The following is a 20,775-nucleotide window of genomic DNA, read 5'->3' as shown; positions in this document are numbered from 1 at the left end:
TCCTGAGCGTTCGACCGCAAGGGGGGAGCAACCGCGTGGGCCGATTCCCGACCGTCGCGCGACGCGTCACGGGGGCCCTGGCGGCCCCGTTCCGGGCGTTGCGCAAGCGCTGGCGGAGCTGGTCCTGGTGGCGCCGGGCGCTGCTGGCACTGGGCCTCGCGGCGGCCGTACCGGCGGCCGCGCTCGGCTCCGCCTTCGTCGCGATCCGCTTGCACTACACCGGCGACCCGTCCGCCGAGGCCCGCACCCGCGGCCGGGACGCGCTCTGGCTCGGCCACGCCTGGGTGGACGGCCGCAAGGGCGAGGCCGACGTCGCCGCGCTGGTGCGGCAGCTGGCCGGCACCGGCGTCCGCGACCTGTACGTGCACACCGGCCCGCTGGAACACGACGGCTCGCTGCCGCCCGCCGTCCACCCCCGGGGCCGCTGGTTCACCGACGCGGTGCACCGGGCGCTGCCGGACGTCCGGGTGCAGAGCTGGCTGGGCGACGAGGTCAAGCCGGAGAAGGACGCCCTGGACCTGGAGGACGCCCCCACCCGGGACCGGGTCACCGCCTCCGCCCGGCAGGTCCTGGACCTCGGCTTCGACGGCGTGCACTTCGACATGGAGCCGATCCGGCCCGGCAGCGCCGGCTGGCTGGCCCTGCTCGACCAGGTCCGCCCGGTCACGGCCGGGCGCGGCGCGGCGCTCTCGGTGGCGGTCCCGCAGCTCGACCCGGTGCCCGGCCTGCACACCGCCGGGATCCTGCTCACCGACCACGGCAAGTGGTGGGACCAGGCGTACTTCACCGAGACCGCCCGCCGGGTCGACCAGGTCGCCGTGATGGCGTACGACACCAGCATGCCGACCGAGCCGCTGTTCGGCGGCTACGTCGCCCTGCAGACCGAACTGGCGCTGGAGGCCACCCCGGCCGGGGTGGACCTGCTGATCGGCCTGCCGTTCTTCTGGGACGACCGGCACGGCCATCGGGGTGACGCCGAGACCGTGCCGGCCGCCGTCCGGGGCGTCCGGCTGGGCCTGGGCCGCCAGGACCCGGGGCGGCGGAACTTCGGCGTCGCGCTGTACGTGGACTTCGCCGCCACCCCGGAGCACTGGGCGGCGTACCGGCGCGGGTGGGTGGACGCCTGAGGGGTTCCGGCGGCCCTGGTGGCGGGGCGCGCGGAAAGGGCGCGTCGTCGCGCCGCGTCGCCGCTCGGACACCGTCCGCGCCCGCCCCGCCAGAGCTGACGGCCCGTCAGCTCTGGCGGTCCGGATATCCGCTGGATCGGGGCGGCACGCTCCCCCAGACTGTCCCGGTGCCCGGCCGCGGTGCGCATCAAAGCCCGTAGGCTGGGCAGGTAGGGACCATGGGGCGAGGCGTTCCATGGGTGACGAGAGGTTCGACAGTCGGCAGCCGACCCGTCGGCGCCCCGGCAGGCCAGCCGAGGCGGCGCAGGTTCGACCGCCGACCGGAGGGAGACGCTGGGTGATCGAGCTGGAAGATGTTCCCGAGTTGATCGACCCGGTGATGGTCTGCGCTTTCGAGGGCTGGAACGACGCGGGCGACGCCGCCTCCGCGGCTCTGGCACATCTGGACGACACCTGGGGCGGCAAGGTGATCGCCGCCCTGGACGCGGAGGACTACTACGACTTCCAGGTCAACCGGCCCACGGTCTGGCTGGACGGCGGCATCCGCCGGATCACCTGGCCGACCACCAGGCTCTCGGTGATCCGGGTGACCGAGCCGACCACCCGGGACGTCGTCCTGGTGCGCGGCATCGAGCCGAGCATGCGCTGGCGCTCGTTCTGCAACGAGCTGCTCGGCTTCGCGCACGAGCTCGGCATCGAGCTGGTGGTGATCCTGGGCGCGCTGCTCGGCGACACCCCGCACAGCCGCCCGGTGCCGGTCAGCGGGGTCACCTCCGACCCGGAGCTGGCCCGCCGGCTGGACCTGGAGGAGAGCCGCTACGAAGGCCCGACCGGCATCGTCGGGGTGCTCCAGGAGGCCTGCACGCACGCCGGGGTCCCGGCCGTGACGCTCTGGGCGGCCGTGCCGCACTACGTCGCGCAGCCGCCGAACCCCAAGGCGACGCTGGCCCTGGTCAACAAGCTGGAGGACCTGCTCGACCTGCGCATCCCGCCGGGCGAGCTCGGCGAGGACGCCCGGGCCTGGCAGCTGGGCGTGGACCAGCTGGCCGCCGAGGACAGCGAGGTGGCCGAGTACGTCCAGCAGTTGGAGGAGGCGCAGGACACCGCGGAGCTGCCGGAGGCCTCCGGCGACGCGATCGCCCGCGAGTTCGAGCGCTACCTGCGCCGCCGGGAGAACGTCGGGCCGACCGGCGAGAAGCCGGTGGCCGGGCACGCCACGGCGGAGCGGCCGGCCGAGCCGGAGTCCCCGGGCGCGGCCCGGGAGAGCCAGGACGGCGACGAGGAGTAGCCGCCGCCCCGGGCCCGCCCCGGACAACGCCGAAGGGGCGTCAGGACACCTGGTCCGGACGCCCCTTCGGCGTGTTGAGGGATGACTCTAGAGCGCGACGCCGAGCAGGGCGTCCACGGTGCGGCTGACCAGGCCGGGCGCACCCATGTCGGCGCCGCCCCCGGCCTCCTGCCGCTCGGCCCAGCGGTCGACGGCGGCCAGCGCGGCGGGCGCGTCCAGGTCGTCTGCGAGCGCCGTACGGACCTCGTCGAGCAGCTGCTCGGCGGCCGGGCCGTCCGGCCGGGAGACCGCGGCCCGCCAGCGGGCGAGGCGCTCGACGGCCTCGTCCAGGGTCGCCTTGGTCCACTCCCAGTCCTCGCGGTAGTGGTGCGCGAGCAGCGCCAGGCGGATCGCCGCCGGGTCGACGCCCTCGCGGCGCAGCGCCGAGACGAAGACCAGGTTGCCGCGGGACTTGGACATCTTGTGGCCGTCCAGGCCGACCATGCCGGCGTGCACGTACGCCTTGGCGTACGGGTGGGCGCCGGTGGCGACCTGGGCGTGCGAGGCGCCCATCTCGTGGTGCGGGAAGGAGAGGTCGCTGCCGCCGCCCTGGATGTCGAAGGACATGCCGAGGTACTGCAGCGCGATGGCGACGCACTCGATGTGCCAGCCGGGGCGGCCGTGGCCGAGTTCGGTCTCCCAGGCGGGCTCGCCCGGGCGGGCGGCGAGCCAGAGCAGGGCGTCCAGCGGGTGGCGCTTGCCCGGGCGGTCCGGGTCTCCGCCGCGCTCGGCGAAGACCGGGCGCATGGCCTCCTGGTCGAGGCCGGAGACCTGGCCGAAGCGGGGGTCGGACTCGACCGAGAAGTAGATGTCGCCGTCCACCTGGTAGGCGGAGCCGCCGGCGAGCAGCTTCTGGACCAGCGGGACGATCCACGGGATCGACTCGACGGCGCCGATGTAGTGGGCCGGCGGGAGCAGCCGCAGGGCGGTCATGTCCTCGCGGAACAGGGCCGTCTCGCGCTCGGCGAGGGCCACCCAGTCCTGACCGGTCTCGACCGCCCGGGCCAGCAGCGGGTCGTCCACGTCGGTGACGTTCTGGACGTACAGGACGTCGTGGCCGGCGTCCTTCCACACGCGCTGCACCAGGTCGAAGGCGTTGTAGGTGGCGGCGTGGCCCATGTGGGTCGCGTCGTAGGGGGTGATGCCGCAGACGTAGATCCGGGCAGTGCCGTCCTGCGGCACGACCTCGCGGACCGTGCCCGCTGCGGTGTCGAAGATACGGAGGGGGAGCCCCTGACCAGGCAGGGCGGGAACCTCGGAGGCGGGCCAGGCATGCATGGAACCGACTTTAACCTTGCGAACATTTGAAAGCCTAACCAGTACACAAGATCGACTGGATTCGCTTCCTGTCGTTGCCGGACCGCTTCCCGACTGATAAGGAGCGGACCTTGACGGGACCGGCGTTGTTTCGGGCAGGAATGCGGCAGGCTTCGGGCGGGCGTTGGGCAGGCGTCGAGCAGGCGTTGGGGAGGCATTCGGCAGGCGTTGGGCAGGCTTTCGGACACGGTTGAGCGCCCGGTCGACCCTGCCGCCGACCGGGCGCCCGGCACCCCGGGGAACGCGGCCGGAGCCGCTACGACCGCTGCCAGAGGGCCGGCACGTTCGGCGGCTCCCAGCCCACCATGGCGGTGTGCGCCTGGAGGCAGAGGTAGGAGGCGCCGGAGTAGGTGACGCGGTCGCCCGCGTTGTAGGAGGCTCCCGGCTTCCAACTGCCGCTCGGCGGCGTGGGCGTTCCGGTCGGGGTTCCGGTCGGGGTGGCGGTGGGGGTCGGGCTCGGCGTGCCCGGGGTCTGCGGCACGTCCAGGACGAAGTCGTAACTGCCCTCACGGCCCGGGCCGTTCTGGCGGACGTTCATCAGCAGCCGGGCGTCGTAGATGGTGTCCGTGCTGTTGCGCGGCTCGCCGGGGAAGTAGAGCTGGGTGGTGAGCACCGGGCGGCCGGGCGCCTGGAGCTTGACGTGGAGGTGCCGGGTGCGGCCCGGGTAGAGGCCGGGGACGATCGTGTCCAGCTTGAAGGCGCCGTTCGCGTCGGTGAACTGGTGGCCGCGGAAGGTGAAGCCGGTGTTGTCGTAGGCGCCGTTGTCGTCGGCCTGCCAGAAGTCCAGCAGGACGCCGGAGATCGGTCGGCAGGCGCGGCCGAAGACGTAGCCGCTGACGGTCAGCCGGGTGCCGGGGCCGTCGTTGACCATGGAGCTGCGCAGTGGGGAGTTGGGCTTGAAGTAGGGGCCCTCGGTCTGCTCGATGGTGGGGTCGTCGCCGTCGTGGCACTCGGGGGTGAGACCGAGGGGCCGGCCGGTGCCGGCCTGCTCACGGGCCAGCGCGACGCCGCCGCCGACCAGCAGCGGGGCGGCGCCGAGCGCGGCAGCGGCCTTCAGGACGGTCTTGCGGCTGATCATGCCGTCGGGCGTGGGCATGCGCCCTCTCCTTCGGGTGGGGGGTGGATGTGGGGGGCGGCCCTTGCCATGGTGGGGGCATGACAAGGGCCGAACCGGCCGCCCGTCCGCGCGCGCCGGACCGGCCACCGGTGGCCACCAGCAAAGTTACGGGCCGTCCGGGGCCGCCGCGATGGACGCGATCCGGGGATCGTGGTGATTTCCGTCGACCCGGGCCCGAAACTCCCCCGGCGTCATCCCGGTCTCCCGCCGGAAGAAGCGGCAGAAGTAGGCCGGGTCGGCGAAGCCCGCCTCCTTCGCGACCTGACTGATCGTCAAATCCGTGCAAGCCAGCAGCCGTTTGGCCTCCAGGGTCTGCTGGCGCCGGATCAGTCCGCCCGGGGTGCGGCCGGTGGCCTGCTTGACCAGGGTCTGCAAGTGGCCCGGTGAGACGCCGAGTTCCTGCGCACTGGACGCCACCGAGTACCGCACCCCACCCGGACCGGCGATCAACCGGGTGAAGGCGGACGCCACTTCGGTCGGCCGGCCGGGCGGCGACGGCCGCTCCCCCGGCCGGGCGGCGCGCAGCGCCCGGACGATCAGGATGTGCAGACTGGCCCGCAGTACACCCTGGTAGCCGGGCTGCCGGGAGCGGTACTCGTGTTCCATGTCGGCGAGCAACGCGCCGACCGGCCCGGCCTGTTCACTGAGTCCGAGCGCGGGGCGGGTGGCCAGGGTGCGCAGCGCGGCGAGGTCCTGCGGGTTCCGGAGCAGGAAGTCCTCGTTGAACAGGACGACCTGGCCGGTGAGTTCGTCCGCGTCCGACCAGTAGTGCACCTGGCCGGGCGTGATCACGCACAACTGCGGTGGCGCCAGCGGCCGGTGGACCAGGTCCAGGACGTGGGCGCCGCGGCCGCCGGTGACGTGGACGATCTCGTAGAACGAGTGCCGGTGCGGGAAGCCCGCCCGGGACAGCGGGCCGATCGTGTCGAAGCTCCCGATGGCGAACGGGAGCAGGTGCGGCAGCGGGACCTGGAGCCGGTGCAGCGGCAGGTCCGGCGTGGTACGGGGGGTGGGGGTGGTCCGTAACGCGTCCATCGGAGCAGTGTGCTGCCGGTTCGCGGACAGGTCCAGACCATCAGCCGGCCCGAACCGGTCCGCAGGATACGTCCTAAACCGGGGGCCAGGGGATCGAGGGCCAGTCCTCGGAGGGCAGCGGGTGCCGGCCGGTGCGGCGCAGCCCGGCCACCCGGGCGCGGGTCGCCTCCAGTTCGGCGGCGGTCAGGTGCGGGGCGAGGCGCGCGGCCAGCTCGCCGTCCAGCCGCTCGGCGAGCCGGGTCAGCACCTCCAGCGCCTCGGCGGGCAGCGGCTCGCCGGCCCAGCCCCAGAGCAGGGTGCGCAGCTTGCCCTCGGTGTTGAAGGTGACGCCGTGGTCGATGCCGTAGACGCGGCCGTCGGCGGCCGGGATCAGGTGGCCGCCCTTGCGGTCGGCATTGTTGAGCACCGCGTCCAGCACGGCGAGCCGGCGCAGCCGCTGGTCGTCGTGGTGCACCAGCAGCGCGGTGCGTCCCCCGCCGACCTCGGCCCGCACGATCGGCAGCCAGCCGTGCTCCGGGCCGCGCGGGTCCTGGAGGGCCAGCAGCGGCTCGGCCTGCGGATCCGGCTCGACCCACAGCTGCACCATCCCGGGCCCGTGCGGCCCGTCGCGCAGCACGGTCGGCGGCACCAGCGCCCAGCCGGTCGCGGCGGACACCTCGTACGCGGCGACCTCGCGGCCGGCCAGCGTGCCGTCCGGGAAGTCCCACAGCGGGCGCTCCCCGGCGACCGGCTTGTAGACGGCCTGCGCGCTCAGCGAACCGTGCGTGGCGGTGCAGTACAGCGCGGCGTTGGACGCCTCGGTGAGGCGCCCGTGCACCGTCAACTCGCCCTCGCGCAGCAGCTCCAGCGCGGTGGGCACGTCGGCAGCGAGGGCGGCGGCGGCCGCCGGGTCCGCCTGCGGCGGGGTCTCGGTGTTCAGCGCCGGTAGCCGTTCGCGCGCGGGCACAGGTGGCCCTCCGGGTCGAGCGGCAGGTTGCAGAACGGGCAGGGCTTGCGGCCGGCCGAGACCAGGTCCAGCGCGCGCTTGGCGAACACCCGGGCCATCGCGCCGGACAGCCGCACCCGCAGCATGTCCGGACCGTTGTCGTCGTCCTCGAAGACCGCCGCGGCGCTGTCCTCGTCCTCGCCGTCCTCCTCCGCCTCGATCAGCGCCTGCGCCTCGACCACCAGGCAGCCGTCCACGCTGTCCCAGGCCAGGGCCATGGTGCCGACCCGGAACTCCTGCTCCAGCGGCAGGTCCAGCGGCGCGGTGTCGAGCAGGTCCTGCGGGGCGGCGGCCGGGATGGAGACGTCGCCGCCGCTGCGCCGCAGCGCCTCGTCCAGGACCTCCTCGATCCGCTCGGCGAGCGCCGCCACCTGGGTCTTCTCCAACAGGACGCTGGTGATCCGGCCCCGGGCACTGGCCTGGAGGTAGAACGCCCGGGCGCCGGGCTGGCCGACGGTGCCGGCCACGAACCGTTCGGGCTGGTCGTAGAAGAAGACCTGACGGGGCACGCTCTCGCTCCGGATCGTGTCGGTCGTGGGGATCACAGGGATCGTTCGGACGTCATGGCTCGGGCTGCCGTACGGCGGCCCGTGCGCGGGCTCGCCACGCGGCGGGGCTCGTTAGTCACCCTACGACCTCCGGGCCCCCGCAGGGGAGCCGAGCCGCAGTGGCACCGGCCAGCTCAGGCGGTGCCGCCGGTCCCTGCGGGGCGGGGTGCGACGGCTCTCCCGCCCACGTCATACGGCTCCGGGCCGGGTGGCTCCGGTCAGGTCGGGTAGGTCGGGCGGGTCAGGCGGAGCGACCGCCTCAGGCGGTGCCGCCGACCACCGCGTCGCCCGCTGGGGCAGCCGGGGCCGCGCCGGGCCTGGGCGCGAGCGAGGCGAGGTCGCCGGTGTCGCCCATCCTCAGGACGAAGGGCCGCTGCGGGGTGTAGCGGATCGCGGTGACCGAGCAGGGCTCGACGCTGATCCGCTGGAAGTGGTCCAGGTGCAGGCCGAGGGCGTCGGCCACCACCGCCTTGATCACGTCCCCGTGCGAGCAGGCCAGCCAGACCGCGTCCGCGCCGTGCTCGGCGGCGATCTTCTCGTTCCACTCCCGGACCGCACCGACCGTCCGGTGGCTCAGCTCGCGCAACGACTCCCCGCCGGGGAAGGCCGCGGCGGCCGCGTGGTCCTGCACGGTGCGCCAGAGCGGCTCCTTGGCCAGCTCGGCCAGCGGCCGGCCGGTCCACTCGCCGTAGTGGCACTCGCCCAGCCGCTCGTCCTCGGCGGGCGGGCCCAGCTCGGGCCGAGCCGTCAACAGCGGCTCCAGGGTCTGCCGACAGCGCTCCAGCGGGCTGCTGACGGCCTGCACCAGCGGGATCCCCGCGAGTCGGCCGGCCAGCGCGGCGGCCTGCCCGCGCCCGGTGTCGTCGAGGTCCACGCCGGGCGTCCAACCGGCCAGGATTCCGGCGGTGTTCGCGGTCGAGCGGCCGTGGCGGACGAGCAGCAGGGTGGGCATGGGGCTCAGCCTACGGCCTCCGGGCGCGGACGTGGAGTGTCGGTGCGGGGTGCCCGGCCGTGGGGTGCGCGGGTGGGGTGCGGGCCCTCCTGGGCCGCCGCCGGCACCGGCCCGCGACGCCGTCCTGGCCCGGCTCCGCCCCGGGCACCCCGCCCCGGGCCACAATGGCCCGATGATCGTCCACTGCGCCAGCTACCACGACGGCCACCGGATCGAGGCCCCCGACGACCTCGCCGGCGCGCTCGCCGCCGCCCGCGCCGCCGGGCCCGGCGGCTTCGTCTGGATAGGCCTGTTCGAGCCCACCGCCGAGGAACTCAACCACGTCGGAAGGGAGTTCGCCCTGCACCCGCTGGCCGTCGAGGACGCCGTCAGCGCCCACCAGCGCCCCAAGATCGAGCCGTACCAGGGCTCCCTGTTCGTCGCCCTCAAGACGCTCGGCTACCACCCCGGCGCCCACGCGGTGACCATCGGCGAGGTGATGGTCTTCCTCGGCGCGGACTTCGTGATGACCGTCCGGCACGGCGCCGACGCCCCGCTCTCCGGCCTGCGGGCCCGGCTGGAGAAGCAGCCCGAACTGCTGCGCTACGGGCCCAGCTCGGTGCTGCACTCGGTCTGCGACACCATCGTCGACGGCTACATGGACGTGGCCACCGGGCTCCAGACCGACCTGGACGAACTGGAGGCGGACGTCTTCGCCCCCGGCCGGGTCGGCCGCGACACCGCCGGCCGGATCTACGGCTACAAACGCCAGGTGATGACCGTCCGCCGCGCCACCGGCCCGCTGCTGGAACCGACGCTGCGCCTGGCCCGCGGCGGCGAGCCGTACATCCGCCCGGAGACCCTGCCCTACCTGCGGGACGTCGCCGACCACCTGGCCCGGGTGACCGACCAGGTCGAGGGCATGGACCGGCTGCTCTCCGACATCCTCAACGCCAACCTGGCGCAGGTCAGCGTGCAGCAGAACAACGACATGCGGAAGATCTCGGCCTGGGCGGCGCTGGCCGCCGTGCCGACGATGATCGCGGGCGTCTACGGGATGAACTTCGAGGACATGCCCGAACTGCGCCAGCCCTGGGGGTACCCGGCGGTGCTGTCGCTGATGGTCGCGGTCTGCATAGTGCTGCACCGGGTGTTCAAGCGGCACGACTGGCTGTAGTGCCGCTCGACGGCCCCGGGCGGCTACGCCAGCCCGGCGCGCTCCAGGGCCTCGACTCCGGTGCGCAGCGCCTGGATCCGCTCGTCCAGGGTGAAGCCGGACGGGGCCAGGGTGAGCGTGGTGACGCCCGCGTCGGCGTAGGCCTGCATCCGGTCGGCGATCCGGGCGGTGTCGCCGATCAGCGAGGTGGCGTCGATCAGGTCGTGCGGGACGGCGGCCGCGGCGGCCGCGTAGTCCTTGGCCAGGTACTTCTCCTGGATCTCGTCGGCGGCCTGCTCGTAGCCCATCCGCCGGGCGAGCTGGTTGTAGAAGTTCTTCTCCTTGCTGCCCATGCCGCCGATGTACAGCGCGGCGTAGGAGCGCTGGGAGTCGACGCCGGCCTTGATGTCCTCGCCGACCGCGATGGTGACGGTCGGGCAGAGGTCGAAGCCGTCCAGGCTCTGCCCCGCCTTGGCGCGGCCGGCCTTCAGCGGGTCGAGGGAGAGCGCGGCGTGCTCGGGCGAGAAGAAGATGCCGAGCCAGCCGTCGGCGATCTCGCCGGTCTGCTCCAGGTTCTTCGGGCCGATCGCGGCGATGTACAGCGGGATGTGCTCGCGCACCGGGTGCACGGTGAGCTTGATCGGCTTGCCGGGACCGCCGGGCAGCGGCAGCGTCCAGTGCGCGCCCTCGTGGACCAGCCGCTCGCGGGACATCGCCTTGCGGATGATCTCCACGTACTCGCGGGTGCGGGCGAGCGGCTTGTCGAACTTCACCCCGTACCAGCCCTCGGAGACCTGCGGGCCGGAGACGCCGAGGCCGAGCCGGAAGCGGCCGCCGGACAGGGTGTCCAGGGTCGCCGCGGTCATCGCGGTCATCGCCGGGGTGCGGGCGGGGATCTGGAAGATGGCCGAACCGACGTCGATCCGCTCGGTCTTCGCGGCGACGAAGCTCAGCACCGTCGCGGCGTCCGAGCCGTACGCCTCGGCCGCCCAGCACACCGAGTAGCCGAGCCGGTCCGCCTCCTGGGCCACGGCGATGTTGTCGGCGTCCATGCCGAGACCCCAGTAGCCGAGGTTGATTCCGAGTCGCATGTGCCGAACCTTCCAGTCGGTGAGGGTTGGTGGCGAGGGTAGCCGCGCACTCGCCGGTCATGCTACTGACCGGTAGCGGTGGTCTGGGTCACACCCGCCGCCGGGCGGGCCCGGTGATCGTTCTGCGGGTCGCCACCCCTGCCCGGACACCGGCCGCTACGCTCAGCCGACGTGGGGAGCGCTCTTCCCACCTGCGCGTTCTCAGGGCTACCGGGGCGCCCGGTGCCACCGGCCAGTGGAGGGCCCGCCCGATGGAAAAGCGTCACCTCGGCCGTACCGGTCTCCAGGTCTCCCGGCTCGGCCTCGGCACCATGACCTGGGGCCGCGACACCGACGAACACGAGGCCGCCGAGCAGCTCAAGGAGTTCGTCGACGCCGGCGGGACCCTGCTCGACACCGCCGACGTGTACGCCGACGGCGGCGCCGAATACCTGATCTCCCGGCTCACCGACAGCCTCGTCCCCCGCTCCGAACTCGTCATCGCCACCAAGGCCGGCAGCGTGCCGGAGTCCGCCCGCCGCTTCGACGGCTCCCGCGGCCACCTCCTCGCCGCCCTCGACGCCTCGCTGCGCCGGCTCGGCACCGACTACGTCGACCTCTGGCAGGTCCACTCCTTCGACCCCATGACACCCGTCGAGGAGACGCTCAGCGCCCTCGACGTCGCCGTCTCCTCCGGACGCGCCCGGTACGTCGGGGTCTGCGACTTCAGCGGCTGGCAGCTCGCCAAGGCCGCCACCTGGCAGCGCGCCCACCACGGGCGGACCCCGCTGGCCGGGGCCCAGCTGGAGTACTCGCTGCTCCAGCGCGGCATCGAGCGCGAGGCGCTGCCCGCCGCGGCGGACGCCGGGGTCGGGCTGCTCGCCTCCTCGCCGCTCGGGCGCGGGGTGCTCACCGGCAAGTACCGGCACGGCGTCCCGCAGGACTCGCGCGGCGCCTCGCCGTACCTGTCCGGGTTCGTCCAGCCGTACCTCGGGGAGCGCTCGCGGCGGATCGTCGACGCCGTCGCCACGGCCGCCGACGGGCTCGCCAGCAGCCCGCTCGCGGTCGCCCTCGCCTGGGTCCGGGACCGGCCCGGAGTGGCGAGCGCGCTGGTCGGGGCCCGTACGGTGGCACAGCTGCAGGCGGCGCTGTCAGTGGAGGCGCTTACGCTACCGGGTGAGATCCGTGGTGCGCTGGACGACATCTCGTCGCCGGTGCACCGCTACCCGGACCAGGGGTGGAGCGAGCTGTAGCCCCCCTCGTTCAGCTGAACACGCAGTGGAGTGACCCTTGGAGCGGACGATGAGTGACACGGAGAACGGCGCTCCGGAGGAGACCTCGGCAGTCTCGGTGAGCCCGACGGAGAAGGCGAGCCCCGCGGAGACGGCGAGCCCGGCTGAGAAGGCAGCGGCGATCGCCGAGCTGGCGCAGCGGATCCGCAGCGTCGGCCCGCAGGCCGCACCGCCGGAGGACGAGGGCCGCGCCGCGGCTCCCGAGCACGCCAAGGACGTCAAGGACGGCCAGGGCGCCAAGGCCCCGGCCTCCGCGCAGCCCGACCAGCAGCGCGCGCAGGCGCTCAAGGACACCGCCGAGGTACTGACCGCCGGGGGCGCCCCGGCCGATCTCGCGACCGCCGCGGTCGCCGAGTTCGGCGACGGCGCCGCCGAACAGCTGCGCTCCGACCCGTGGGCCGTGCTGTCCCTGCCCGGCGTCCGCCCCGAGCACGCGGACGGCTTCGCCCGCGGCCTGCTCGGCCCCGCCGCCGGCCCCGGTGACCCGCGCCGCGCCCAGGCGCTGGTGCCGTGGCTGCTGGAGCAGGCGGCGCTGCGCGGCCACTCCGCCGTCGAGGTCGCCGAGATCGCGGCCGGGCTCGACCGCCACGGGCTGCCGGACTCGGCCGCGGCGATCCAGGCCGCCGTCCTGGACGGGCGCGCGATGCCGTTCCAGGAGGAGCTGACCGGCCCCGAGGCGCACACCGCTGGCGGCGACGAGGACGAGGAGCCGCCGACCCGGACGCTGCTCGCCCTGGAGCGGCTCGCGCTGGCCGAGGAGAGCCTCGCGGACGGGCTGGTCCGGCTGATGTCGACCTTCGTGCCGGGCGAGGACCCGGAGCCGGGCGAGGAAGACGCGGTGGCGGAGGAGGCGGAGGATCCGGCGGAGGAGGACACGGCGGAGGACGCCGAGTCCACGGCCGACTCCTCGCCGGCCCCTGGCTCCGAGGCCGCCTCCGGCTCGGACACGGCCCCCGCGGAGGACACGGTGGAGGCCACAGCAGAGGCCACGGTGGAGGACGCTCCGCAGGCCCCCGCCGCGCCCGGCCCGACCGCGTGGGCGGCTGCCGGCGAGGCCGCGCCGTCCTCCTCCGCGACCGCCCTGATCCAGGCCGTCGCCGACAGCGCCCTGGTGCTGCACACCGGCGGCGAGGCCGCCCGCACCGAACCCGCCGCGCTGCTGGCCGCCGCCGGCGGCCTCGGGCTGCGGGTCTGGGCCGCCACCTGGACCGACCAGGGCCGGGAGTCCTTCGCCGCGCTCACCGACACCCCGGCCGCTGTGATCACCCTGGCCGACCTGCTCTCCGGCGCCGCCGGGCCGGGCCGCGCCGCTGACGGCACGCTCGCCCTGGACGTCCTGGTCGTCCTCGACGCCCCGCTGCTGGACGTCGAACTGGCCGCCACCGTCCTGGAGTCGCTCGCCGACGGCACCCGGCTGGTGCTCAGCGGCGACCCCGGCCAGCTCTGGTCGGCCGGCCCCGGCCGGTTCTTCGCCGACCTGCTGGCCGCCAGGGTCTGCCCGGCGGTCGCCTCCCGCACCCCGGACTTCGGCCCGATCGGCGAGCTGGTCTCCGGCGTCGGCATCGGCGAGCTCCAGCCCGTCGAGGCGCCGGACAAGGAGGTGGTCATCCTGACCGCGAAGGACGGCGGCGAAGCCGTCCACCGCGCCCTCCAGCTGCTCACCGACTCCATCCCCCGCGCCCTCGGCATCCCCGCCGAGCAGGTGGTGCTGCTCACCCCCGGCCACGGCGGCCCGGCGGGCACCCGGGCGCTGAACGCCGCCGCGAAGGCCCGGCTCAACCCGGGGCCCGGCCGGTTCGGCGGCTTCGACCCGGGCGACCGGGTGGTCGACTCCCCGGCCCCCGGCGTCACCCGCCCGGCCCGGGTGCTGGACGGCGACGCCACCGGCCTGCACCTGGCGTACGCGGACGGCTCGCGCCGGACTGTCCCGCCCGCCCAGGCCGGCCGGCTGCGGCACGGCTGGGCGCTGACCGTCCACCAGGCACTCGGCCGCCGCTGGCCGGGCGCGGTCGTGGTGCTCCCGGAGGACGCCGGCCCGGCGCTCACCCGGCAGTGGGTCTACACCGCCTTCGGCCGCGGCGAGCGGCACCTGTCCGTGGTGCACGCGGCGGGCCCGGCGCTCGCCCAGGCCGTCACCGAGCGCCCGGCGCAGCCGCGCACCACCCGGCTGCGGGCGATCCTCGCCGAGAACGCCGCCTCGGCGTACTAGGTCCTGCGCACCGGTTAACGGAACGCGCGGAGGGCGGGCCCCCTGCAGGTGGGGCCCGCCCTCCGGGTGTCTGCACGACGAACGGTTCAGTCGTCGGGGTCCTCGTCGTCGTAGACCTCGCTCACGTCGAACCGGCAGATCAGCATCTGCGGGTCGGCGTGCTCGAAGGGTTCCGGCAGCCACTCCCCCGGCTCGGTCGGCTCCGCCGCCGCGACCCAGAGCGTCGAGTCCGCCTCCTCCAGGCCGAACTCCTCGCTGCGGGCGGCGATCTCGTCCGGCTCGTACTCGCCGAACAGCACGCCGATCGCGGCGTTCACCCCGCTGGTGCCGCCCCCGCCGGGGGTCAGCGACTCGTCGAGCCGCTCGGCCTGGGCGCGCAGCCGCTTGGGGTCGGCGACGTGGTAGTCGCGGCGGATCAGCACGCTGATCGCCTCCGGCTGTTCGGGGCCGTGGTAGCCGCCCGGACCCTCGTCCCCGGGGATCTCGAAGGGGGTGACCTCGTCGTAGACCTCGTAGAGGATCTGGTCGTAGGCGATGGCCGCCGTCGCGAGCTGCTCGTAGGCGGCGGACACAGCGGGATCATCCGCTGCGCTGGGGCTTGACACCGCTTCCAGATGACGGTCGATGGCGGCCTTGACCGCCTCGGCGGCGGCGCGTACCTCGGCAATGGTTGGCTGCGCGGCATCAGACATGGTGCAGACGCTATCTCCCCGCGGTGTCGGTACGCACAGCGGTTGTCACCTACACCCGCGATTTCACCGCAACTTCCCCCCTGATGTCCGATCCGCGTGGTTCTGTCCCCGCGCATGCCCGGCGCGAAGGGCGTGCAGCCGGGCCGCGCGGGGCCGATCGGGTGCCGCTTCGCGCGCCGGGATCGGGGTATCCCGTCCGGAGGAACAACGGAACTGATGCACTGTCAGGCGGGCTGGCGCGCCCCGGCCGGTCCGGGGCGTCCTGCCGGGTCGGACGGACGTCCGGGAGGACGTCCGGAAATACCCGGGCCGACTGTCCGAGGCAGGTCGTAGGCTTGCGTGCAGGTGATTCTCAGGAGGAGCGTTTTGACCCCACCGAAGCCGGTCCGGCAACCGGAGTACGAGTACCAGTCGCTGCGCATGCCGCGCGGCACCACGCGCAACGCGGCACGCCAACTGCTCACCGAGCACGCCGAGTACGGGCACTGGGAGCTCGACCGGCTGCGGCTGTTCCCCGACGGGAGCCGGACGGTCCGGCTGAAGCGGCGGATCATCCGGCAGGTCCGGAGCTGGTGACGGGCGAGGACGTCTGAGCCCACCCGCCGCGGCGGAGGTGGACGGGCGGGGCGCCCGGGCGGGGAAGGCCCGGGCGGGAGGCGGCCGGGTCGGGGAGCTCCGGGCCCGGGAACGCGCCCGTCGCGGTGGGGATTTCACGCCGGGCTTTCGGACCGGGGCTTCACGTCACGTCAGGCCTTCGCACGGGCTTTCACGCCGGGCCTCCGCTTGCCCGCGGCCGCCCGTATCTCCAGGCGGCCGCGGGCGCGTCACGCTCCGGCGTCGTGCTCCGGCAGCGCCGCGGGGGTGCGGCGCCGCGGGGTGTGGCCTACCGGCGGCTCAGCGGGCGCGGGCGCGGCGGTAGAGCACGCCGCCACCGAGCAGCAGGGCGAGGCCGGCGGCGCCGAGCAGTTCGACGTCACCGGCGCCGGTGGAGGCCAGCTGGCTGCCGACGGCGCCGCTCGGCGAGGAGGCGACGGCCGGGGCGGCGGCGCGGGCCGCGACCGGGGCGACCTGGCCGCTCGCGACCGGCGCGACGGCGGGGGCCGAGTGTGCGCCGGCCTCGGGGGTGGCGGACGGGCCGCCGTTGCGCGGGTTGCCCGGGACCTCGCCGCCGGCCTGCGGCGGGATGGACGGGCTGTGCTTCTCGGGGCAGTCGTCGGCCGGCTTCGGCGCCGGGGCGGGCTGCGCGACGTTGGCGCAGTCGTTGCCGAAGGCGGGGTTCCCGACGCCGACCACGTCGACGGAGTTGCCGCAGGCGTTGACCGGGACGTGCACGGGGGCCTGGATGCTGTTGCCGGAGATCACGCCGGGCGAGTTGGCGGCGACGCCGGAGGCGGACGCGCCCGAGGCGGAGGAGCCCCGGCCGGTGCCGCCGTTGGCCCCGGAGCCTGCGTGGGAACCGGAGCCGGTGTGGGAGCCGGAGCCCACGTGGGAGCCGCCCGGCTTCGCGGCCTCGGGGTGGCCGCTGGCGTTGGCGCAACGGTTGCCGTAGGACGGGTTCAGCACGCCGATCACGTCGACGGTGTTGCCGCAGGCGTTGATCGGCACCTCGACCGGCACCTGCACCGAGTTCCCGGAGGCGACGCCCGCCGAGCCGGCGGCACCTCCCTGGGCCTCGGCACCCGCGTAGGCGTAGCCGGCGGTCGAGGCCAGGACACTGCCGGTGGCCACGACCGTGAGGATCCCCTTCTTGGCTACATTCCTCATTTTTTCCCCTGACGTATCGAGAACGACGTGACGACCTTGACGTAAATACCTTCCGAAAGTCGGAATTTCCGTATATCCGGATATCCGGCAAGGTCTTCGACTGCACAGGAGTTAACGAGAAGACGGCGGGCAGGTTGAGCCGAACGAACCAGCTTCACCCGATCGAGCGATTGCCCCCTTGTTCACCTCTCCGCACCCCGCACTCGCACCCCGCATGCAAGCGACCCCCGGGCGGCGCGTCCGCCACCCGGGGGTCGAATGAGTCGGCTCAACGAGCCTTAGCAGCTCGGAGCGTGACTCAGAAGTTGGCGCAGTGGTTGCCGAACGCCGGGTTCAGCACACCGATCACGCTGACGGTGTTGCCGCACAGGTTGACCGGGACGTGCACCGGGATCTGCACCTGGTTGCCGGCGACGACACCCGGGGAGCCGGCGGCCACACCCTCGGCGGCGGCACCGCCGTGAGCGGACGCGACACCGGCGGCGGCGATCACCAGGCCACCGGTGGCGGCGGCAACAGCGGCGATCTTCTTGACCTTCATCATTCCTCCTGTATGGACAACGCAACCCGTTCGGCGGGTTGCACAGGGATGAACGAGGGTGTGGCAAACGGGGTACGGAACAGATTTGCCATTCACTCGCAACGGTGATGTCTCGCACGCACGCTCGATCCACATTTCCTTGCAGGATCGTTTCTGTTGATCTCCTTCGCCCTGTCCCAAATCATTAGCTCGGACAATGCGGACGGCCCGCCCCCGGCACTCCGGGAACGGGCCGTCCGCCCGAGGTGCTCAGCCCAAGGAGCTCAGCCCAAGCCGCTCGACAGGCAACGCTCGACAGGCAACGCTCAGCAGGCGTCGAGGAACCGGTCCAGCACCCGGACGCCGAACTTCAGCCCGTCCACCGGCACCCGCTCGTCCACGCCGTGGAACATCCCGGCGAAGTCCAGCTCCGGCGGCAGCTGCAGCGGCGCGAAGCCGAAGCAGCGGATCCCGAGGTCCTGGAACGACTTGGCGTCCGTCCCGCCCGACAGGCAGTACGGCACCGCGCGGGCGATCGGGTCCTCCGCCCGCAGCGCCGTCTGCATCGCCTCCACCAGCGCGCCGTCGAAGGTGGTCTCGATCGCCTTGTCCGAGTGCAGGCTCTCCCGCTTCACGCGCGGGCCCAGCACGCTGTCCAGCTCCGCCAGGAACTCCTCCTCGTAGCCGGGCAGGAAGCGCCCGTCCACGTGTGCGGTGGCCTGGCCGGGGATCACGTTCACCTTGTAGCCGGCGCCGAGCATGGTCGGCTGGGCGGTGTTGCGCAGCGTGGTGCCGATCATCTTGGCGATGCCGCCGAGCACCCGCAGGGTCTCGTCCATGTTCTCCGGGTCGAGCTCGACCCCGAGCGCGTCCGACAGCTCGTTCAGGAACGCCCGTACGGTCTTGGTGATCCGCAGCGGGAACTTGTGCCGGCCGAGCCGGGCGACCGCCTCGCACAGCTCGGTGATCGCGTTGTCGTCGTTCTCCATCGAGCCGTGCCCGGCGCGGCCGTCGACCGTCAGGCGCATCCAGTGCATGCCCTTCTCGGCCGTCTCCACCAGGTACAGCCGTACCTGGTCGTTGACCGTGAAGGAGAAGCCGCCGACCTCGCCGATGCCCTCGGTCACGCCCTCGAACAGCTCCGGGTGCTTGTCCACCAGGAACCGCGCCCCGTACGTGCCGCCGGCCTCCTCGTCCGCGACGAACGCCAGCACCAGGTCCCGCGGGGGCTTGCGGCCGGTGCGCAGCCGGTCGCGGACCACCGCGAGGGTCATCGCGTCCATGTCCTTCATGTCGACCGCGCCGCGCCCCCACACGCAGCCGTCCGCGATCTCGCCCCCGAACGGGTCGTACGTCCAGTCCGCGGCGTTGGCCGGCACCACGTCGGTGTGGCCGTGGATCAGCAGGCCCGGGCGGGAACGGTCCTCGCCCTCGATCCGCACCACCGTCGAGGCCCGCCCCTTGGCCGACTCGAAGATCTGCGGCTCCACCCCGAACTCGGCGAGCTGCTCGGCGACGTACTCCGCCGCCTTGCGCTCCCCCGGGCCGGAGCCGTCCCCGTAGTTGCTGGTGTCGATCCGGATCAGATCGCGACAGATCCCGGCGACCTCCGACTCAGCCGTCGCCCTCGGCCCCGCCGACTCGCTCCGCTCGCTCACGGTCACTCCTCGTCTTTGGCCCGCACCGACGCACCAGCGCGCCACCCCCAGGACCTGCACCCGGGCGTACGAGCACGTACGCCCATCCTCCCCCAGCCCCCGACCCGGATCCACCCCCTGCGCACCCCCGAAACCCCCTGGTCACGCCCCCGCCACACACTCCCCCTTGCCCCCGCCACCACCCCCGCACCCCCGCCCCGAACCGTTTTGGGACCCCAAGCCGATCTTTGCTACAGTTACATCTGTCAGCGCGGCCGACGAGAGAACGAAAGCCGCAAAGACAACACCCGGTCCGGGTGGCGGAATGGCAGACGCGCTAGCTTGAGGTGCTAGTGCCCTTTATCGGGCGTGGGGGTTCAAGTCCCCCCTCGGACACCAGCTAAGACCCCTGATTATCAGGGGTTTTTTGCTTTTCCGGTCACGGTGCAGCAGTCACGTGACCAACCGCGTGACCCACCGGCCGGCGGACTTGCCCTTGGACCAGGGTGGACAGGCCCAGCCGGCCCGGTGTCGACGCCCACCCCCGTGGCGGAGTCCGCCCCTGCGGGGGAAAGCGGTACCGATAGCGCCCATGCCTGGTGGAACCACAGCACGCACTACTAGCGAGTCTCCCGCAGCCGTGTCGCGCTGCCTGTCCGCCTCGACGGCCGGCCGGGACCCGGGGTCAGCGTGCGTCCGCGAGGAGGAAGTCGAGCAGGATCTGCCGGCTCGTCTGGGAGGTGAGACTGCCGTACGCGTCGTCGAACGCGTGGTCGGCGAAGGGCAGTTCCTTCACCTCCACGTCGACACCCTGCTTCCTCAGCGCGTCGCCGAGGCCGGTGACGGTCTCGGGGCGGGCGCTGCGGTCGCGGTCCCCGACGACGAGCAGGGTGCGGGGCAGGCCGGGGCGGACGTCGGACGTCGGGGACACCTCGCGGTAGCGGTCCGGGTACTGCTGCGGGGTGCCGCCGGTGTACATCTGCGCCGCCTCGCGGGTCCCGGCCACGTCGTCCTCCCACATCTGCGCGACGTCGGTGCCGGGGTAGAAGCCGATCACGGAGGCCGGGGGCGCAGGGGTGGCGCCCTCGGCGGCCTTGATGGTGCCGTTCTGGAGGCGGTAGGCGGTGTTCATCGCCAGGGTGCCGCCCGCCGACATGCCGCCGAGCGAGATCCGCGCGCCGTCGACGCCGTACACGTCGGCGTTGCGCTGCACCCAGCCCATGGCGGAGACGAGGTCTTGCGGGGCCTTGTCCCAGGTGGGACGGTCGGGACCGGCCAGGCGGTAGTCGACGGCGAAGACGGCGACGCCGTGGTCGGCGAGCCAGCGGCCGGTGCCGCGCAGGTCGTTCTTGTCGAAGGTGTGGAAGCCGCCGGCGTGGGCGAGCACGACAGCCGGGGTCCGCTTGCCCGGGGCCTTCGCGGGCAGGTACGCGTCCACCCGCAGGGGCTCGCCCTCGGGGCTCGCGAACGTCTCGGTCGCGTCCGGCTTCGCCGCGGGGTAGGAGAGTTCGGTGAACACCTGGCCCAGCGAGATGTCGACGCCGGCATCCCTGGCGGCCTGGAACTGGATGCCGCCGATGACCAGCGCGCCCACGGTGCACAGCGTCGAGACGCCGGTGACCACACGTCCCCAGCGCACCAGGCCGGCCCGCCAGGCCAGCGCGGCGAGGCCGGCGGCGACGAGGGCCAGCAGGGCCACGTGGAACGGGTACTGCCCGCCCAGGACCGGCCCGATCACGCCCGCCTTGGGTATCGAGGGGACGTACGCGCCGAGCACGATGGCGACGGTCAGGAACGCGAGGAACGACGCCAGGACGGCGGAGGCGGCCCGCAGGATCCGGACGGGCCGGCCGGGCCGGGCGGGCGAGGCGGCGAAGCTTCGGGGTGTGGTCATGGCTGTACTCCTGCGATGGTGCGCGGGGCGGTCGCCGCCGCCCGCGGAACTTGTCGGGAGCCGCGAGGTCCTCGGAACCCCACACGGGGGCGGCGAGGACCGGCTCGTACAAGAACGCTAGGAATCCGGCACCCGCACGGGCCTCACACCGCGG

General features: G+C 73.7%; 18 protein-coding genes and 1 tRNA gene. 7 read left to right on the top strand and 12 right to left on the bottom strand.

Going from position 1 to position 20,775, the window contains the following annotated elements:
- The first annotated feature begins 35 nt into the window (after positions 1–35).
- Positions 36–1,127, top strand: a complete 1,092-nt coding sequence (locus AB0R04_RS32500) for a hypothetical protein (RefSeq protein ID WP_208869056.1) — start codon at positions 36–38, stop codon at positions 1,125–1,127.
- Positions 1,128–1,464: 337 nt separating this feature from the next.
- Positions 1,465–2,415 (top strand): PAC2 family protein, encoded by a 951-nt coding sequence (locus AB0R04_RS32495; RefSeq protein WP_350878002.1) that lies wholly within the window; start codon positions 1,465–1,467, stop codon positions 2,413–2,415.
- Positions 2,416–2,502: 87 nt separating this feature from the next.
- Here AB0R04_RS32495 and mshC read toward each other — a convergent pair whose 3' ends face one another.
- The 6 genes from mshC to AB0R04_RS32465 form a co-directional block, all read right to left on the bottom strand.
- A complete protein-coding gene (gene mshC, locus AB0R04_RS32490) occupies positions 2,503–3,732 on the bottom strand; it encodes a cysteine--1-D-myo-inosityl 2-amino-2-deoxy-alpha-D-glucopyranoside ligase (protein ID WP_363377214.1) in 1,230 nt (409 codons plus the stop codon).
- Positions 3,733–4,027: 295 nt separating this feature from the next.
- Positions 4,028–4,867, bottom strand: coding sequence for a carbohydrate-binding protein (locus AB0R04_RS32485; RefSeq protein WP_363377213.1), 840 nt, complete (start codon positions 4,865–4,867; stop codon positions 4,028–4,030).
- A gap of 126 nt (positions 4,868–4,993) precedes the next feature.
- Positions 4,994–5,923, bottom strand: a complete 930-nt coding sequence (locus tag AB0R04_RS32480) for an AraC family transcriptional regulator (protein ID WP_363377212.1) — start codon at positions 5,921–5,923, stop codon at positions 4,994–4,996.
- A 73-nt stretch (positions 5,924–5,996) separates the two neighbouring features.
- Complete coding sequence (locus AB0R04_RS32475) at positions 5,997–6,782, bottom strand: SCO1664 family protein (RefSeq protein ID WP_063350993.1); 786 nt, start codon at positions 6,780–6,782, stop codon at positions 5,997–5,999.
- A gap of 56 nt (positions 6,783–6,838) precedes the next feature.
- Entirely contained in the window at positions 6,839–7,417 is a 579-nt protein-coding gene (locus AB0R04_RS32470) for a DUF3090 domain-containing protein (RefSeq protein WP_063350992.1), read from the bottom strand.
- 298 nt (positions 7,418–7,715) lie between these two features.
- Positions 7,716–8,408: a histidine phosphatase family protein gene (locus tag AB0R04_RS32465; RefSeq protein WP_363377211.1), complete on the bottom strand. Its 693-nt coding sequence runs from the start codon at positions 8,406–8,408 to the stop codon at positions 7,716–7,718.
- Positions 8,409–8,580: 172 nt separating this feature from the next.
- On the opposite strand from AB0R04_RS32465, the gene AB0R04_RS32460 reads away from it, so the two are divergent.
- Complete coding sequence (locus AB0R04_RS32460; RefSeq protein ID WP_363377210.1) at positions 8,581–9,564, top strand: magnesium and cobalt transport protein CorA; 984 nt, start codon at positions 8,581–8,583, stop codon at positions 9,562–9,564.
- Between the two features lie 23 nt (positions 9,565–9,587).
- On the opposite strand, the gene AB0R04_RS32455 is transcribed toward AB0R04_RS32460, so the two are convergent.
- Positions 9,588–10,634 (bottom strand): LLM class F420-dependent oxidoreductase, encoded by a 1,047-nt coding sequence (locus AB0R04_RS32455; protein ID WP_363377209.1) that lies wholly within the window; start codon positions 10,632–10,634, stop codon positions 9,588–9,590.
- A gap of 251 nt (positions 10,635–10,885) precedes the next feature.
- Here AB0R04_RS32455 and AB0R04_RS32450 point away from each other — a divergent pair, with 251 nt between their 5' ends.
- Both AB0R04_RS32450 and AB0R04_RS32445 read left to right on the top strand, forming a co-directional pair.
- Positions 10,886–11,866 (top strand): aldo/keto reductase, encoded by a 981-nt coding sequence (locus AB0R04_RS32450; RefSeq protein ID WP_363377208.1) that lies wholly within the window; start codon positions 10,886–10,888, stop codon positions 11,864–11,866.
- Positions 11,867–11,915: 49 nt separating this feature from the next.
- Entirely contained in the window at positions 11,916–14,114 is a 2,199-nt protein-coding gene (locus AB0R04_RS32445) for a helix-hairpin-helix domain-containing protein (RefSeq protein WP_363377207.1), read from the top strand.
- Between the two features lie 86 nt (positions 14,115–14,200).
- On the opposite strand, the gene AB0R04_RS32440 is transcribed toward AB0R04_RS32445, so the two are convergent.
- A complete protein-coding gene (locus AB0R04_RS32440; protein ID WP_063346931.1) occupies positions 14,201–14,806 on the bottom strand; it encodes a hypothetical protein in 606 nt (201 codons plus the stop codon).
- A gap of 366 nt (positions 14,807–15,172) precedes the next feature.
- Between AB0R04_RS32440 and AB0R04_RS32435 the strand changes: the two genes are divergently transcribed.
- A complete protein-coding gene (locus tag AB0R04_RS32435; protein ID WP_033350848.1) occupies positions 15,173–15,382 on the top strand; it encodes a DUF5703 family protein in 210 nt (69 codons plus the stop codon).
- Between the two features lie 318 nt (positions 15,383–15,700).
- Here the strand turns inward: AB0R04_RS32435 and AB0R04_RS32430 are convergent, their stop codons facing one another.
- The 3 genes from AB0R04_RS32430 to AB0R04_RS32420 all read right to left on the bottom strand — a co-directional run bounded on the left by AB0R04_RS32430 (position 15,701) and on the right by AB0R04_RS32420 (position 18,748).
- On the bottom strand, positions 15,701–16,534 hold the full coding sequence (locus tag AB0R04_RS32430) for a chaplin (protein ID WP_363377206.1): 834 nt from the start codon (positions 16,532–16,534) through the stop codon (positions 15,701–15,703).
- 334 nt (positions 16,535–16,868) lie between these two features.
- On the bottom strand, positions 16,869–17,114 hold the full coding sequence (locus tag AB0R04_RS32425) for a chaplin (RefSeq protein ID WP_079135485.1): 246 nt from the start codon (positions 17,112–17,114) through the stop codon (positions 16,869–16,871).
- 302 nt (positions 17,115–17,416) lie between these two features.
- On the bottom strand, positions 17,417–18,748 hold the full coding sequence (locus AB0R04_RS32420; protein ID WP_363377205.1) for a M20/M25/M40 family metallo-hydrolase: 1,332 nt from the start codon (positions 18,746–18,748) through the stop codon (positions 17,417–17,419).
- 290 nt (positions 18,749–19,038) lie between these two features.
- Between AB0R04_RS32420 and AB0R04_RS32415 the strand changes: the two genes are divergently transcribed.
- A tRNA-Leu gene (locus AB0R04_RS32415) sits at positions 19,039–19,126 on the top strand.
- A 286-nt stretch (positions 19,127–19,412) separates the two neighbouring features.
- On the opposite strand, the gene AB0R04_RS32410 is transcribed toward AB0R04_RS32415, so the two are convergent.
- The gene (locus tag AB0R04_RS32410) at positions 19,413–20,621 is read right to left on the bottom strand and encodes an alpha/beta hydrolase (RefSeq protein ID WP_363377204.1); all 1,209 of its coding nucleotides are present in this window, start codon (positions 20,619–20,621) and stop codon (positions 19,413–19,415) included.
- Positions 20,622–20,775 lie beyond the last annotated feature (154 nt).

The sequence above is a fragment of the Kitasatospora sp. NPDC056731 genome, assembly GCF_040687675.1.
Taxonomy (GTDB): Bacteria; Actinomycetota; Actinomycetes; order Streptomycetales; family Streptomycetaceae; genus Kitasatospora.
The sequence above is the reverse complement of the archived record's forward strand: the minus strand, read 5'-3'. Positions and strand labels throughout refer to the sequence as shown.